The organism is Paenibacillus athensensis (assembly GCF_004514475.2).
GTDB classification, from domain to species: Bacteria; Bacillota; Bacilli; order Paenibacillales; family NBRC-103111; genus Paenibacillus_AL; species Paenibacillus_AL athensensis.
Genome location: NZ_MYFO02000001.1, coordinates 695,441 through 712,186 on the forward strand (window position 1 = coordinate 695,441; position 16,746 = coordinate 712,186).

Below are 16,746 nucleotides of genomic sequence, written 5' to 3' on the forward strand. Positions count from 1 at the left end.
TCATATTTTTTTATTAGTTTTTGATAAAGGTATTAACTGTCATGATGACCGGAGCGTTACAAATGATTTGTCCGCCAGGCTCCAAGGTGAGCGTATCGCAAACGACCGGCACCGGGTCATGCCCATCCGGCTCGATAATCAGCGGATTGTCTTTGGTCACGACAATATTTTCAACCGCATACACGTTCGCTCTCATTGGAAAATAACGCTGGTTGACTGCATCGGCGTAGCTCTGCACCTCAGCGGCCCGCCCGCCGAGCATCGCTCGCAAGGCTGCGTAAACGCTCCGGTCGTCGGCTTCGTTAAAATCCTCCGCCGATAATCCGCTCTTCGTCTCTGGCCACGGCTGCGGCACCTCTGTGTTCAAATTGCCGTTGCCGAGCCCGCCGACAATCGCCTGCAAATCAGCGACGCTCTGAATGACGATAGACTTGGCGGCAATAGCCGAAGCATATCGGGAATTACTGGACAAATAACACGGACCGTTCATATCGCCTGTCCGCAGCGTCCCCTTGTGCACCTCGGCTTCGCTCAAGCCAAGCTGCTGCAGCGTTTGATTATACAAATTCCCCATTTTATTGCCTCCCATATAAAGCACAGCGTTCACCCGGCGTTACGCTGCAAACGCGATACGCCGGAGTGACGACTGGCCTGATTGTTCTTATGCAACCGGAATCGAATAGACCTCAAGGTTCGATCCGCTGCGGATGACATCAAAGGTTTGCGTCGGGTCGCTAACCGTCCAATAACCGCTTGCGCTGACCGTGACGATTTGCGTCGGATTGGCTAACGTGATACCGTTGGCGGCGAAATCCGCCTGTACGGCCGCAACGTAGCCGCTGTCGAAATCCGCTTGCTGGCTCAAATCCAGATCAAACAGCGGCGGCGTCGGCACCCAATGGCTGATGGACGGTTCCGTTGTATTGTTCGGTCCGATAATCGGCTCATAGTTCAGCGTGTAGACGTTGCGCCATACATCGACGACCAGACGCGCCGCACTAACGTATTGCGGATTGGTTGGCTGCATCCGCGAATCCGGCGTCCGCACGAGGAACGTGCCGTCCGGCTCGTAAATGTCCAAGGTATAGTCGCTAGGACTGTTCCCGCTGCCGACATAGGCAAGCACATATATATATCCCTTTGCCTCTACCGCCACATCCAGATAGGTGATATCGGTCCGATTGTCCGGATTGTACAATGCCATATAGGATAAATAACGGTTTACGTTCAAAAGCTGGCTGTTGACTTCATCTTGAGCAATGTAATACGATTGCGCGCCGTTCCAGTCCTCAACTACCCAAATGCTGCCTTGCGCGCGAACATCGACCGTTACATTGTTCAGCACATCGTAAACATTCAGCGCATCGTTGTTTTTGCGAATATCGTAGACCGCGTTACGGGTAGGATCAGTAATATTCCATTCCGCCCCCGCAGCGACGACGGTGACATAAGAGCTGATCTGATGGTTGTCCATCTGCGTGCTGTCATAAGACAAGTACACGCCTTCGTTCGCAAACGCATTAATAATCGCGTCGGAAAGAACGCCTTGATCAAGGTCACCGACCAACGAAGTGCTCAGATCAAAAATATGGGTCAAGCCGTGACTTTGGAACTGCAATTGCAGCGCCTCCGAGAAGACGCCGTTATCGAGATCGGGCGCATATTCAGCTGCATCCAGCGAAAACAACCGCTCGCCTAGGAAGCTCGCCACCGGATTGCCCTTGGTATCGAAGGATTGAATTCGTTTATTCAGCGTTTCCAGAATCAGCACGCGGCCGTCCGGTGTCACTGAAATCGCCTTTGGCCCTTGCAGCAGTCCCTGCCGGACGCCGAGGCCCGAAACCATCTGCGCATCGGGAGCATGCGCGTCGTCGGTGCCTTCGTTTGGAATTTGCAAAATCTCCATCTTGCTATCCTTCCAGCTAACCCCGATAACCGCTCCGTTCGGATGTACCACCATAGCGTCCATGTTGCCCAGATTGAACCGGCCCCAGCTCTTCAAATTCGGATCGTTCAAGCCAAAGCCGTTTGAACCGTCCTCCAAATTCACTTGACGCAAGTTCAACTGATTATTGCGCGTATCCAGAATAAAGTTGTTTTTGCTGACCTGCTGCTGCTCGCCTTCCGCCGGCTGCACGCCAAAATCGTCATAGGCAATATAAGGCTGCACCGTAAATTGCACCTCGGACATTTTGTATCTGGATTGCGGATCTGCCAACACCGAGACGTTTTGACAAACATAGTTTTGACCCGATGAGCTCCAGGCGTAACCGATTTGGAAGGCTTGTCCGTTCAACGTGATGTCGACCGGGTTGCAAATAAAATGGCCGCCACTGCTGCAATCGAGATTGCCCCGCGTTGCCGTTGGCAAATCGCCGGCATGCCAGATGTGTTTACCGCTCGTGGCATCATACACGATTTTCTCTTTATAATCGTATTGGGTGTCTTGTGTCAGCGGAACGAGAATTTCCGTAATATTGCCTTCCAGCGAGAGCGACGTCGAGCCCTCATCCGGGAATGCCGGCATCCAGTCGGTTTGATACTTGCCGCAAAGCCAGCCGCTTGTCGAATAGATGCCCGCGATAATCTGAATCGTACCGCCCACCGGCAGGTTGGAGAATGTTAACTGCAGCGGGGTATTCGACGTGACTTCCGGCATTTTGCCTTTGAGCACGAAATTCGTGCCCCCTTGGTATTGCACCGTCACCTGGTAATGGTCGGAAACTGCCGGCCATACCGCTGTTTCCGGATGTCCAGGCTCGCCGTGCGCCGGATCTGGATGAAGGGTGAAATTCAGATCCATCGCCCGCGAAATATCTACCGTCAGCGTAGCCGGCGAAGAGAGCAGTTCTCCGGTCGTTACTGCCATTTCCGCGAAATCAATCGCCATATTGGCTGCGCGCAGCGCCCAGCCCACGAATGGCACGTTATCCTCCAGCTCCGCTACTGTAATTTGCTCGGTCACATACAAAGCAAGCTTCTCCAGCCCCTTGGCTAACAAAATACCGGCCATCGCATCGGCAAACGTAAACAGCACCGATTTCGTGTTGCCTAATGCAGCTGCCGTTGCCACGCCCCCGCCCACAATCGGAAACGCTACGGCCAGCGTTGCGATCACATTCTCGATATCGGCAACAAAATCACTGAACCATTTCGTGCTCGTAATCGCCGCTCCGGCGACAAGGAAAATCGACGGAATGCCATATTGGAACACCCCGGTCAACAGCGCACCCGACGGATCGACCGTGCCGTCCCATTTCGAGGTGCCCAGACAACCGAACATCAGCTTCAGGCTGGCCGCATCGTCAGGAAACACAAAGGAAAGCGTGGTCGGATCGGTTGGCATCGGAATGCCGAGAATTGTGTTGACAGCCGAAACACTGGAAATAAACTTTTTCTGATCGTTTTCAAACCAGCTCGAAATCGAAGACGGCAGTTGTTCTTGCCAGCCCTGCGGATTGCTGATGACATCGCCGTTTTCATTAAAAAACTCCGCGTACGCCGTCAAGGAGCGCAAATACGTATTTTTCACCTGAATGGAAAACGTGTTGTCCGAGTTAAAGCTGATCGTATCGGCGTATACGCTCAGACCGTGGTTCGGCGTTTCTTCCTTAACCGTCCACTTGAATGTAGAGCCTGTTTCGGCAAATACGGCACGCGGCGCTGCGAACGATTTATTGACCGCGCTGCTCTCTGTGCCCCCGCTTTGTTCGTAAGCGCTTTTGCCCTGATTCACGGTCCAGGTCTGATTTTGCAGCGATGTATCGTTGCTCGCGGTCTGCATGGCTCCGGTCATCGGCGACGTAGCGTTTTGCACGGTCATGTCCGACCAGCTGTATACGTAGATCGGATCGCCGGCTTTGCGCGTGCCCAGATCATAGCCATAGGTCAGCGGCTGCCCGTATTGGTCGACCGAACTTGTAATCTTTGCCCAGCCGCCAGAAGACGAAGCAGGGCCCTGTTTGCTGATTTGCGTAGCCAAATTGTAGACCTGATTATATTGAGTGGGATTGATATTCTGCGGTGGCGCAATATGATCGTTCATGACGATATTGGCGGTATAAGGCTTATTGGTGGCGAGCTCGGGATAGTGGAACAGAATGGCGACGGCAATGTCCCAGGGGCTTTGCAGGTTTTCTGCATCGAGGTTAATCTGCAAGGCGTCCTGAGTAGTCAGCGGTTCCGCACCGAGGCTTGTCAGTTTAGGGTGAAGGTGCAGCGGATTGGCCGCCAGCTTTTTCTGAATATGCTTGTGGCGGTGCTGCTTGGGAACATGAAAGGCAAGGTGATGCAGCTTGGGGAGATAAATATCCGGGTTGTCATCGGGAGAAGTAACGCGGATGCGCGTCAAACGATCAGTCGGCAAGTGGTCTTCAGGAATTTCAACGTAGTGAGTGAATCTCGTGCGGTGCTGTTCGGGGATGTGTGCCAAAGCTTTGTTGGCAAGAGCGGCTTCGCGAAGCGACTGTTCCGTATGCGTCTTCAGTTCATGCTTGTGAAGACCTACATGCAGCGTTAGCTGCGACCCGTTTGTTGAACCGGCCACCAGTTCAAAATGCAACGTTCGATTCATTTCTCAATCTCCTTTTTCAACTTGTTTTCCTTCCGCTGTTTCGATAAGTGCCGACCTTGCATGCTTGCAAACATGACAACGGACGATAGATTTCTTTGGAAAAAATGGATTCTTTAGCCATCCGATGCCCTTACCAGTATAGCAATAATTATCATATTTTGGAATAAAAAAATTGTAAAAAAATGCTAGACGACAAATTCACAGTCTTTTCCGCACTATTTGCAAAAAAAATGCCGAACAGGGTCTACGCCCCGTTGACCAGCAAGCCGGCTTCTGCGCAGCAAAAAGGAGAGCGCCTGGACGCTCCCCTTCCCACAACCGACTCCGTTGGCAATGGCTCATTGCTACTACAAATTAGTTGCTCTTCGCCTGCATCGTCTGCGCATGCTGTCTGAATACTTGCAGTTCCGCCGCTCCCGGTAGGACGCCGTACGTGCCGTCGACATTGTGATCCTCGTACCACCAGAACTCGCTGCCGTCCGCTCCCGACTGCTCCAATGCCTGGTAAATCGTACTCCACCACAACGTCCGATCCACATTGGATACGTTGAATTCCGCCATCACGAAAGGCTTGCCGACCAGATTGTGAGAATCGCTTACATATTGATGAATCAGATTGGAAGTTTGCTGCAGGCTCAAATTTGCCCAATATTCCGTCGGATAAGGATGCGCGGTTGTAAAATCAATATATGGCGATTGATGGATGTAAACAAAAGGATTTCCTTCGTCTCCGCCAAAGCCGTAGCTTGTGCCGTGTCCTTCCAAACCAACCGTCAGCAGGTGATGGGCATCCAGCGATTTGACATACGCGCCCATTTCGTCAACCCACTTGCGCAGCGTCACGCCCGTCGTATTTTCCCCGGCATCTTGAAAGCGGGGCTCGTTCATCAGCTCCCAGGCAAAAATCGTCGGATCTTCGCTATATTTTACCCCCGTGTAATGATTAACCCGGTTCACCATATGGGCGACGTAATCTTTGTACTGCTGGAAGCAGCCCGGACATTTGGTTTTATCGAAAAATTGCGCGCGCGCCGCATGACTGCCTCCGCTCAAACCTTCCCACGAAAGACGTTTGTCGATGCCGCCATACGCTTCCCAATAATTCTCAAACACGACCTGCAGCTTGATGTTGTGATTTTTGGCCGACAGCACAATATAGTCGAACAATCGGAATTCCGGTTCATTGTACACGCCTTTGGCCGTTTCAAAGCCGTGCCAGCTTTCGTGACTGAAGCCCCACAGCCTTACGACCTTCACGCCGTCCGCTGCCAGTCTTGCCATATGCGCGTCGATTCTCGCCTTGTCCATGTAGGCGGTTTCAATCGCCTGATCGCTGGAGGTGCTTCCTCCGTCTCCGAAAGTAAAGAAATCATATCCATTTGTACCCGCAAAATAATAAGGCTTGCCGTCGAGCGTAAATTGGGTGCCCGACCGCTGTACGAAACCGCTGCCGGAGCCCGGCGTTGTTGTCGGCGTCGGCGTGGTTGTTGTTGTCGGTGTAGGGGTTGGCGTTGATGTAGGCGTAGGCGTCGGTGTAGAGGCCGGAGCATTCAACGCAAACGAATCCAAATAAATGCTGCTGCTGCCAGCTGAACCTGCGTCCTGATTCACATAAAATGAATAGTTGGCAATGGCTCCGGCATCCACTATGTTATTGCCCCCGCTGTACCAGCCGGGATGATGGAACGATGCGAACGGCAAGCTGATCACGCTTGCGGTCGTGCCGGACAAGGTTAGGGTCGTTTCCCAATATTCTCCGCCGCTTTCCTGGAACTGCACCACCAGCGTCCGGTTCGAGCCGTCCGGCTTCAACCAGAACGAAAGCCCTGTACCCGCGCTCCAATTCGCGCTGCTCAGCGAACGCGTCACGCCCGCATAATTCGGATTGCCCACTGTGTACGCAAGCTTCATCCCGTTTGTTCCACCGTTTTTATTCGTCGTATCCAGCGTCAGCGTCAACGCGTTCCCGTTCGTATTCCGGCTGTAAGCCGATTGCAGAGCGGTATTCGAGCTATAGCTGTCAAAATTGTCGATGGCAACCGTCGGTGTTGCTGTCGGCGTAGCCGTTGGTGTTGCCGTTGGCGTCGCTGTTGGCGTCGCTGTCGGCGTGGCCGTTGGCGTCGCTGTTGGCGTCGCTGTCGGCGTGGCCGTCGGTGTTGCCGTCGGTGTTGCCGTTGGCGTCGAACCGCCAAGCGCCAGCGAGTCGATATAAATGCTGCTGCTGCCGGCCGAACCCGCATCTTGATTCACATAAAACGAATAATTCGCAATTGATCCGGCATCCACAACGTTATTTCCTCCGCTGTACCAGCCGGGATGATGGAACGATGCGAACGGCAAGCTGATCACACTTGCGGTCGTGCCGGACAAGGTTAGGGTCGTTTCCCAATATTCTCCGCTGCTTTCCTGGAACTGCACCACCAGCGTCCGGTTCGAGCCGTCCGGCTTCAGCCAGAACGAAAGCCCTGTACCCGTGCTCCAGTTGGCGCTGCTCAGCGAACGCGTCACGCCCGCATAATTCGGATTGCCCACTGTATACGCAAGCTTCATCCCGCTCGTTCCGCCGTTTTTATTCGTCGTATCCAGCGTCAGCGTCAACGCGTTCCCGTTCGTATTCCGGCTGTAAGCCGATTGCAGAGCGGTATTCGAACTATAGCTGTCAAAATTGTCGATCACCCCGCTCGCTGTCGGCGTGGGCGTTGGTGTCGGCGTAGCCGTCGGTGTCGGTGTTGGCGTGGCTGAAGACGTTGGCGTCGGCGTGCTCGACTGCCCGGATTTGGCGTTCATCACAGCCGCATGATTGGCGATCAGCGTCGCTACATCACCCGGATAATGGAATTGATAGCCGTCGTAGTTCGGATAGTAGCTGCTGCCATCCTCTGTGACGCCAGACAACATCCACACATTGCTGCCGTCTCCGTTTTGCGACACAATCGTATTCAACCAGGACGGATACACGGTCAAGCGCTTCGCAGCGTCCGAAAGACCGAATTCTTCAATCGCCACCGGCTTATTCAGGGCATGCCCGTCGCGAATGTGATCGGAAATCCAGGTATTGCCCCATGTAGCGGCATCTCCACCCGTTCCCCATGAATCGGGATACAAGTGTACGGAACCGTAATCGATGTTAGGCAAAGCCGTTAAGCGCTTCCAATCCACGCCTTCGCTGCCTCTGCGGGTATATTCGGGGGCATTCGGACCGTCATTGTAAAAGCCTTCGTCCCCCACCGACACCAGATGATTGGCGTCATTGGCTTTAATGAATGTGCTCATTTCATTCGCCCACGCTACCAGCGTGTTGCCAGTCGTGTCGTCCGGATTGCGCGGTTCGTTGGCGAGCTGCCAAGCCATTACCGCCGGCTCGTCCTTGTATTTCACACCCGTATACGGATTGACGCGATTCAAGAAATAACTCACATAGTTTTTATACGCCGTCTTGGCTGCCGAGGAGGTATAAAAATCCGTCGGTTTGCTCAAACCGAGCCACTGCGCATACTGGGGCATACCGCCGAAATCCGACCAGTAGTTGACGAAAGGGATCACGAACTTCAGTCCGAGCTGCTTACCTTTATAAATCGTATAATCGATTTGGCTGAATCCACTTTCATTATATTGACCGAGACTTGTTTGGATCGCATACCCGTCATGCGTGGACGATCCGTCCATAAAGCCCCACATCCGAATCACCTTGAGGCCCATGCTGCTGGAGCTTTGCAGCACGCTATCGATCATATTTTGCGGTTTATACATCAAATAATAGTTATTCGTTCCCGCATAATAAAAAGGCTTGCCGTCCAGCATAAATTGCGTTCCGCTTTTCGCCACAAAACCGCCCGAAGCCGCATAAGCACGACCCGTATCCGCACCCGCCCCCCAAATCAACGTGGAGATCAGCAAAAGAAAACTTACCATTGGAACTATCAGCCTATTCAGCTTCACCAATAAACACATCCTTTTTTCGTAATGGAATACATCATCCTCTGCACAATCCAACAAACTTGCTTACATCAACGACAAACCGATCCGAATTCCCTCCTTCCTCTCCATCTGGCATTCGCCCTCCTTCACCCAGATTGTAATCGCTTACAAAAACTGATTATATGGAAAAAAATTCAGATTTACATTGCATTTTTTTATCATTTATTGTACTAATTTATGCTAACAAATTATTATTTTATCCTAAATTTCTTTAAAATCTAGTATTTAGTTTAAAAATAGAAAAGGTACAGGCTTCATCCGTAGATGACACCTGTACCTAAGCAGCAGCAATCGACACATCAAGGTTCAACAATACTCGAGCCCGGCGGGCCGATCTGAAACACCGGCTTCAGCCAAAATCCGCCGGACGCTCCAGACTGATCCGTCCCAGCTTGCCGGCGCGCAATTCGCGCACAATAATCAGCGATGCTTTGTCCAGATCGATCCGCCCGCCGCTCACGACCGCGCCGCGCTTGCGGCCAACCGCCTCCATTACGCCGACAATGCCGTCCGGCTCGTCCAGCTCGCGCGGCAGCTCGGCGATACCGAATCGTTCGCGCAGCGCCTCCGGGTAATGAACGATCAACTCCTTGATTGTAAAGAACGCAACTTCGTCCATATGCAGCAATTCTTCCTTGATCGCGCCGGTAGCAGCCAGCCGCATACCTACCTGCTGATCCTCAAACTTCGGCCACAAAATCCCCGGCGTATCAAGCAAATCCATCTCGGAGCCGACCTTGATCCATTGCTGGCCTTTCGTTACGCCAGGCCTATCGCCCGTAGCGGCGATTTTTTTACCGGCCAGTTGGTTAATCAGCGTCGACTTGCCGACATTCGGAATACCAACGATCAACGCGCGCACCGCACGCGGATTGATGCCCTTGCGCAGCTGACTGGCAATTTTGTCCGCCCACAGCTCTTTGACTCGCGGCAAAATCTCTTTGACGCCAGTGCCGCTGGCGGCATCCACCGGCAGCGCCTTGAGCCCCTGATCGGCGAAATAACGCACCCATTCCGCAGTTGCTGCCGGATCGGCCAGATCGGCCTTGTTCAGCAGCACCATCCGCGGCTTGCCGCGCAAAATCTCGTCGACCATCGGGTTTCGGCTGGATAGCGGAACGCGAGCGTCCAGCAGCTCGATTACGACGTCAATCAGCTTGAGCTTATCTTCGATTTGCCTGCGGGCCTTGGTCATGTGGCCGGGAAACCATTGTATCGTCATGAAATGATGTCACCTCAAAAATGGATAAACCCCAGCTTGTTCAGCGGCCAGAAAATAAACTCCGCGCGTCCGGCTATTTGCTTGTATGTAGCAAACCCGACGCTGGGCTCACGGCTGTCCGAGCTGTGCGAGCGATTGTCGCCCATCACGAACACCGCGCCTTCCGGCACCTTCGTTTCGGGAAAATCCTTGTCGTTGTAATTACGCCCATCCTGATGCGCCTGCTCGATCGCTTCCTTTAAATAAGGCTGATCCAGCTCCGTCCCGTTCACATACACATGGTCGCCTTCGACGCGAACCGTCTCGCCCGGCAGCGCAACCACGCGTTTAATGTAATCCTTGCCCTCCGGCGCGAGGAATACAATAACCTCATCGCGCTTAGGCTTGCGGATGTCATATAAAATTTTGTTCACGATCAGCCGCTCGCCCGTAAAAAAATTGGGCTCCATCGATATACCGTCCACAATGAACGGCGTAAACAGCCACCAGCGGATAATAAGGACGAGCACAGCGGCTATCCCCAGCGCTTTGACCCATTCCCAGCCTTCCTTCTTCAGCACCTCGGAGGGACGCGGCGCGTCAGCCTTCTGTTCGTCCTGATCTTTATGCTCCATGCCCATGCGCCTCGTTTCACAATAAGACTATGTACTTGAAACAAATGAAAAAGGGACTTGTATAAACAAGCCCCCCGGTCTCTTATCGGATTTCTTGAATTCTCGCTGCTTTACCGCGAAGACCACGCAGATAATAAAGTTTCGCACGACGAACTTTACCACGGCGAGCCACTTCAATCTTGTCAATCTTCGGAGAATGAACAGGGAACGTTCTTTCCACGCCAACACCGTAAGAAATTTTACGAACGGTAAACGTTTCGCTGATTCCGCCGCCGCGGCGTTTAATAACAACACCTTCGAACAGCTGAATCCGCTCGCGCGAACCCTCGATAACTTTCACGTGTACTTTCAGCGTATCGCCCGGACGAAAAGTTGGAATATCCGCACGGAGTTGCTCCTTAGTAATCTCTTGGATCAGATTCATAGTTGACTCCCTCCTTCCACACAGGTGTTCATGGCGCATGCATAAGGTGACAAACTCGTTGTTCAGCGCAGAGGACCACCAGATTCACAACAGATAATATAATATCATACAAAGCCGCATATTGGCAAGGATTTTCAAATGTCTTACAAGACTCCGCGCTTTACGATCGGGGGTCAACCGTAAAAAGATGACGGACTGCAAGGAAACCTGAATCTAGGATTCACCTATTTGGTGAATTTTAATCATTGATGTAAAAAAAGCCCGCACATCAAAAAAGCTCCCCGACGTTACCGTCAGAGAGCTTTATTCCAGCCATGCGGCTGAACTTTATGTTTCTTTTTAAAAAGTTTATCGACCAAGGTTTGTTCCTTCTTTTCGTCCAGCATCCGCTTCAGACCGTGCATCAGCACTTTGGAACGCATTTCATCTTCATGACTCATTTTGTGCAGTTCATCGAAAAAGCTCTTCTGCATAACATCATCTCCCTATCGAGATATGCCTGATTGGATAGGACTATTATACTACGAAGACGCGATTATTGTCAAAATATTCCGCAGCGACCGGCTGAAAAGTAGAACAAAAAAAGCAGGTCTTAGGACCCTGCTTCTTTGTGTGTCTCCACCGCGCCGTCTGAAGCGGCACCCTCGCGCGCTTTGCCCTGCGCTTCGCGTTGTGCACGCTCGGCCTGCTCGCGCTGCCACTGCTCCTGCCACAGCCGTTCCTCCTTGGACAGCTCGCGTCCGGACAACAGATCCGGCCGGCGCTCCAGCGTTCGCCGCAGCGCCATTTGACGGCGCCATTTGTCGACGTTCACATGATGCCCGGAGAGCAGCACCTCCGGCACCTCCCAATCGCGGAACTTGACCGGCCGCGTATAATGCGGATATTCCAGCAAGCCGGTGCTGAAGGAATCGGTCACCGCCGAAAGCTCGTTGCCAAGCACGCCGGGAAGCAGCCGCACAACGCTGTCAATGACGACCATAGCCGGCAGCTCGCCGCCAGTCAGCACATAATCGCCAATCGACAGCTCGTCGGTCACAAGATGCTCGCGAATTCGCTCGTCGTACCCCTCGTAATGACCGCAAATAAACACAAGATGCTTCTCGGCAGCCAGCTCCTCGGCTTTCGCTTGCGAGAACGGCTGCCCTTGCGGACACATCAATATAATCCGCGGCTTCACCACAGCTTCGGCAGATGTCAGCGCTTCGACCGCGCCGAAGATCGGCTCCGGTTTGAGCACCATCCCTCCACCTCCGCCATAGGGCGCATCGTCGACCGTATGATGCTTATTCGTCGAATAGTCGCGGAAATTGACCGTATGCAAGCTGACAATGCCCTTTTCACGCGCTTTTCCCAAAATGCTTGATCCAAATACGCCTGCAAACATCTCGGGAAACAACGTCAACACATCAATTCTCATTCGAGCAGCCCTTCCAGCACATGCACGCGAATGAGCTTGCCCGCCACGTTCACATCAAGCACGACATCATCGATCACCGGCAGCAGCAGTTGCTTGCCCTTGGGCAGTCCCACAACCCAGACGTCATTGGCCCCAGGCGTCAAAATTTCTTTGATCAGCCCCAGCTCATGACCGTCCTCATCCACGACCTTGCAGCCGAGAATCTGATGGTGGTAGTATTCGCCTTCCTCCAGCGGACGCTGGAATTTCTCTTCGATTTTCAGCAGCGTGCCCTTATATTTCTCAACGTCGTTAATGTTGTCAAATTGCGTAAACTTGATGATGTACATGTTTTTATGTAAGCGGGCGGCTTGCACCGTCACCGGCGTTTGCTTGTTTTGGGCGTCGACGATCACAAGCGGGCTTCCGGGCTGGAAGCGCTCCTCGGCAAAATCCGTTTCCGGCACGATTTTCAGCTCGCCGCGAATGCCGTGCGTATTGACCACTTTTCCTACGGTAAACAGCTTCTCATTCATCATCCCTGCACTGGCCTCCAACGATCAAAATACAAGAAAAAGGTTAGGATGTGTCTCCTAACCCTTCCCTCTATGACACAATTTCTACAGTAACGCGTTTGCTTTCTTTCACTGCTGCTGACGTGACAACCGTGCGAAGCGACTTGGCGATTTTGCCTTGCTTGCCAATCACCTTACCGACATCGTCGGGGTGAACGGAAAGCCGGTATTCCACCTTGTCCTCCTTCTCCACAACGGCGACACGCACTTCGTCAGGATGATCGACAAGAGCCTTAGCAATAACGGTGATAAGATCTTTCATGAACTCACCCTCCGAAAGAAAACAGATTACTTCTGTTGTCTCAGCTCGTGAAATTTGGTCATCAGACCTTTTTTACTAAACAGACTGCGAACGGTATCGGAAGGCTGTGCTCCGTTTTGGAGCCATTTCAGCGCCTTCTCTTCATCAATATTTACAACCGCCGGTTGAGCGACTGGATTGTAGATACCGATTTCCTCGATAAAGCGGCCGTCACGCGGGGAACGGGAATCCGAAACCACAACGCGGTAAAAAGGAGCCTTGTGAGCACCCATACGCTTCAGACGAATACGTACTGCCATGAAAAATCACCTCCTACATAGAATAAAAACAGTTATTAGTACGGCGCAAGCGCCAAGCACAATTGGACTAGAACGGGAACTTGAAGCCTTTGCCCAGCTTCTTAATCCCTTTGGCGCCCTTGGGCCCCATCATGCCGGAAAATTGCTTCATCATCTTGCGCATATCCTCAAATTGCTTGATAAAGCGGTTCACGTCCTGGATCGAGTTGCCGCTGCCCAGCGCAATCCGCTTGCGGCGGTTGGCGTTCAACAGCTCCGGCTTCTGCTTCTCGGCCTTCGTCATCGATTTGACGATTGCTTCGACCCGCGCCATTTGCTTGTCGTCAACCTTCAAATCCTTCATGCCCTTGAGCTTGCCCGCACCCGGCAGCATGTCCAGAATTTGGTCCAGCGGTCCAAGCTTCTTGACCTGCTCCATCTGCTCCAGGAAATCGTCAAAGGTGAATTCGGCGTTGCGCATTTTGCGCTCCATCTCTTTCGCCTTATCCGCGTCGATGTTCGCTTGCGCCTTTTCAATCAGCGACAGCACGTCGCCCATACCCAGAATCCGCGAAGCCATCCGATCGGGGTAAAAAGGTTCCAGCGCATCGAGCTTCTCGCCCATCGCCGCGAACTTGATCGGGCAGCCGGTTACGGCCTTGACCGACAACGCGGCGCCGCCGCGCGTATCGCCGTCAAGCTTGGTCAGCACAACGCCCGTCAGCTCCAGCTGCTTGTGGAAGCTTTCGGCGACGTTGACGGCGTCCTGGCCGGTCATCGCATCGACAACAAGCAGAATCTCGTCGGGATTGACCGCCGCGCTAACCTGCTTGAGCTCCTCCATCAAGCTTTCGTCGATATGCAGGCGACCTGCGGTATCGATAATCACATAATCGTTGCCGTGCTCCTTGGCGTGCTCCAGACCGGCCTTGGCAATCTCCACCGGACTGACCTTGTCGCCCAGCGAAAATACCGGCACCTTGAGCTGCTCGCCGAGCACCTGCAGCTGCTTGATCGCAGCCGGACGGTAAATATCGCCGGCAACGAGCAGCGGCCGGTGATTGTCCTTTTGCAGCAGCTTCGCCAGCTTGCCGGACGTCGTCGTCTTGCCCGCGCCCTGCAAACCGGCCATCATAATGACCGTCGGCGGCCGATTCGAGCGGGCCAGCTTGCTTTGCGTGCCGCCCATCAAAGCGGTCAGCTCTTTGTTGACGATGTCGACGACGACCATGCCGGGCGTAAACGACTTCATGACCTCCTGACCGATCGCCCGTTCCTTCACCTTGGCGACGAAGTCCTTCACGACCTTGAAGTTGACGTCGGCTTCGAGCATTGCGAGACGAACCTCGCGCAGCGCTTCATTTACATCATCTTCGGACAGCTTGCCCTTGGTGCGCAGCTTGCCGAACACATTCTGCAGCCTGCTGGCCAATCCTTCAAATGCCATGCGTGCCGCCTCCTCGTCCTTTAATCCAAATCGATCAGCTGATCCAATAGCGCTCCTGTTCGCGCCAGCAGCTCCGGCGCGCTACCTGCAAGCGCCAGCGTCAGCTCCTCGCGCAACCTGATGCGCGACTCATGCTTTTGTTGCAGCCCGAGCTTATCTTCGTAATCGTGCAGCACCAGCTCGGCGCGTTTAATATGCTCGTACACAGCCTGACGGCTAATATCGAAATTCTCGGCGATTTCGCCCAGTGAATAATCATCGTGAAAATACAGCCGTAAAAACGTGCGCTGCTTCTCCGTCAACAACGGTTCGTAGAAGTCAAAAAGCGCATTGATTCGATTCGTCTTCTCCAGCACCTGATCTTCCGGCACAAAAGCCACCTCCGTAAAGGTCAAATACTTGACAGCCGTTCAGCCTTGTTTATCATACTGAATTTTCAAAGCGATGTCAAGGCCTTTACCTTGTCAGCAGCTCCAGCCGGAGAAAGCGCGCTCGCAGCGTTCAAGCCCGCAGCGGGCCGGGCTACACGCGGTGCGTATCTGCGCGCCACGCCTTCACGGCCGTCTTGATCGCTTGCGGCGACAGCCCTTCGGCGGCCGCTTTGGCGCACAAAGCCGGGAATTCCGCGTCGGAGGCAAACCGCAGCGCAATCACTTGCGGCAGCGTCAGACGCGGATCAAGCGGCTTTTGCGTCAGCATGTAGTGCCGCAGCTGCTCCTCGGCGCGGATCACGCGGTCCTGCACCTTGATGGGGTAGGTGCGCACCAGCATAAGCAGCACGCTTAGCGTTGCCGCCATCAGCACAAGCAGCGCCGCGGTCAGCTCGCCGGAGCCGGCGTTCCACGCGCGCACGGCATTGACCACAGCGACGACATCGGAGGCCAGCGTCAACAGCAGCAGCGCGCCGTGATATAGAGGATGCAATCTTTTGTGATTGTTGTAGTTCTGCGAAGGCGAATTCATAAATTTCTCCTTCCTATTGCTCAACTTCTTCTTTTTGCTCGCTGACCCATTTCGTGAACAGGGCGTTTACGAACTGATCGGAGTCAAACTGCTGCAGATCGTCCATTTTTTCGCCCAGTCCGACGAATTTCACCGGCAGGTGTAGCTCCTGGCGAATCGCGACCACGATGCCGCCCTTGGCCGTGCCGTCCAGCTTGGTCAGCACCAGGCCCGTCAGTCCGGTTTTGTCGCCGAACAGCTTGGCTTGGCTGAGCGCATTTTGCCCCGTCGTCGCGTCAAGCACCAGCAGCACCTCGTGCGGCGCGTCCGGCACCTCGCGCTGAATGACGCGGTAAATCTTGTTCAGCTCTTCCATCAGATTGACCTTGTTTTGCAGCCGACCGGCCGTGTCGCACAGCAGGATGTCGACGCCGCGCGTTTTGGCAGCCTGCACCGCATCAAACATTACGGCAGCCGGGTCGGAGCCCGACTGCTGCTTGATCACATCAACGCCAACGCGCTCGCCCCACGTCTCCAGCTGCTCGATGGCGCCAGCACGGAATGTGTCTCCGGCCGCCATCAGCACCTTTTTACCCTGCGACTTGTACATATGGGCCATCTTGCCGATCGTCGTCGTTTTGCCAACACCGTTGACGCCAACGAACAGGATGATCGACAAGCCATTCGGATTCAGATTCATACCGCTTTGCTCGTCGCCCTTGAGCAGCTCGATCAGCTTCTCCGAAAGGATCGGCTGAAGCTCGCTCGGATTCTCGATCTTCCGTTTCTTCACCTCGGCGCGCAGCGTGTCGATCAGCTTGAGCATCGTGTTCACGCCCACGTCGGCGCCAATCAGAATTTCCTCCAGCTCCTCATAGAAATCCTCATCGATCTTCTTCCGACGGCTGAACAGATCGTCTACACGCTCGACAAACGCATCGCGCGTCTTGGCCAAGCCTTCCTTGAACTTGCTCGTTACCGCTTCGGCTTTGCTGGAAATGCTCTCTTTTAAACGTTTAAAAAAACTCATGT

15 protein-coding genes are annotated in these 16,746 nt (G+C 53.6%); all 15 read right to left on the minus strand.

The window, feature by feature from the left end:
* Positions 1-13: 13 nt before the first annotated feature.
* Complete coding sequence (locus B5M42_RS03175; protein WP_134754954.1) at positions 14-574, minus strand: hypothetical protein; 561 nt, start codon at positions 572-574, stop codon at positions 14-16.
* Between the two features lie 87 nt (positions 575-661).
* Positions 662-4,573, minus strand: coding sequence for an NHL repeat-containing protein (locus B5M42_RS03180; RefSeq protein ID WP_134754952.1), 3,912 nt, complete (start codon positions 4,571-4,573; stop codon positions 662-664).
* Between the two features lie 354 nt (positions 4,574-4,927).
* Positions 4,928-8,485, minus strand: a complete 3,558-nt coding sequence (locus B5M42_RS03185; protein ID WP_329959239.1) for a carbohydrate binding domain-containing protein — start codon at positions 8,483-8,485, stop codon at positions 4,928-4,930.
* Between the two features lie 415 nt (positions 8,486-8,900).
* Positions 8,901-9,773, minus strand: a complete 873-nt coding sequence (gene ylqF / locus B5M42_RS03195; protein WP_134754948.1) for a ribosome biogenesis GTPase YlqF — start codon at positions 9,771-9,773, stop codon at positions 8,901-8,903.
* A 14-nt stretch (positions 9,774-9,787) separates the two neighbouring features.
* Entirely contained in the window at positions 9,788-10,387 is a 600-nt protein-coding gene (gene lepB, locus B5M42_RS03200) for a signal peptidase I (RefSeq protein WP_134754946.1), read from the minus strand.
* Between the two features lie 82 nt (positions 10,388-10,469).
* Complete coding sequence (rplS, locus tag B5M42_RS03205; RefSeq protein WP_134754944.1) at positions 10,470-10,811, minus strand: 50S ribosomal protein L19; 342 nt, start codon at positions 10,809-10,811, stop codon at positions 10,470-10,472.
* 293 nt (positions 10,812-11,104) lie between these two features.
* Positions 11,105-11,284: a hypothetical protein gene (locus B5M42_RS03210; RefSeq protein WP_134754942.1), complete on the minus strand. Its 180-nt coding sequence runs from the start codon at positions 11,282-11,284 to the stop codon at positions 11,105-11,107.
* A gap of 119 nt (positions 11,285-11,403) precedes the next feature.
* Positions 11,404-12,231, minus strand: a complete 828-nt coding sequence (gene trmD, locus B5M42_RS03215; protein WP_134754940.1) for a tRNA (guanosine(37)-N1)-methyltransferase TrmD — start codon at positions 12,229-12,231, stop codon at positions 11,404-11,406.
* Positions 12,228-12,746, minus strand: coding sequence for a ribosome maturation factor RimM (gene rimM, locus B5M42_RS03220; protein ID WP_134754976.1), 519 nt, complete (start codon positions 12,744-12,746; stop codon positions 12,228-12,230). The genes trmD and rimM overlap by 4 nt, the downstream gene beginning before the upstream one ends.
* Before the next feature lie 70 nt (positions 12,747-12,816).
* A complete protein-coding gene (locus B5M42_RS03225) occupies positions 12,817-13,047 on the minus strand; it encodes a KH domain-containing protein (protein ID WP_134754938.1) in 231 nt (76 codons plus the stop codon).
* A gap of 26 nt (positions 13,048-13,073) precedes the next feature.
* Positions 13,074-13,346: a 30S ribosomal protein S16 gene (rpsP, locus tag B5M42_RS03230; RefSeq protein WP_134754936.1), complete on the minus strand. Its 273-nt coding sequence runs from the start codon at positions 13,344-13,346 to the stop codon at positions 13,074-13,076.
* 67 nt (positions 13,347-13,413) lie between these two features.
* On the minus strand, positions 13,414-14,772 hold the full coding sequence (ffh, locus tag B5M42_RS03235) for a signal recognition particle protein (RefSeq protein ID WP_134754934.1): 1,359 nt from the start codon (positions 14,770-14,772) through the stop codon (positions 13,414-13,416).
* A gap of 20 nt (positions 14,773-14,792) precedes the next feature.
* Positions 14,793-15,143, minus strand: coding sequence for a putative DNA-binding protein (locus tag B5M42_RS03240; RefSeq protein WP_134754932.1), 351 nt, complete (start codon positions 15,141-15,143; stop codon positions 14,793-14,795).
* A gap of 151 nt (positions 15,144-15,294) precedes the next feature.
* Positions 15,295-15,735, minus strand: coding sequence for a DUF6526 family protein (locus tag B5M42_RS03245; protein WP_134754930.1), 441 nt, complete (start codon positions 15,733-15,735; stop codon positions 15,295-15,297).
* Positions 15,736-15,748: 13 nt separating this feature from the next.
* On the minus strand, positions 15,749-16,744 hold the full coding sequence (ftsY, locus tag B5M42_RS03250; protein WP_134754928.1) for a signal recognition particle-docking protein FtsY: 996 nt from the start codon (positions 16,742-16,744) through the stop codon (positions 15,749-15,751).
* Positions 16,745-16,746 lie beyond the last annotated feature (2 nt).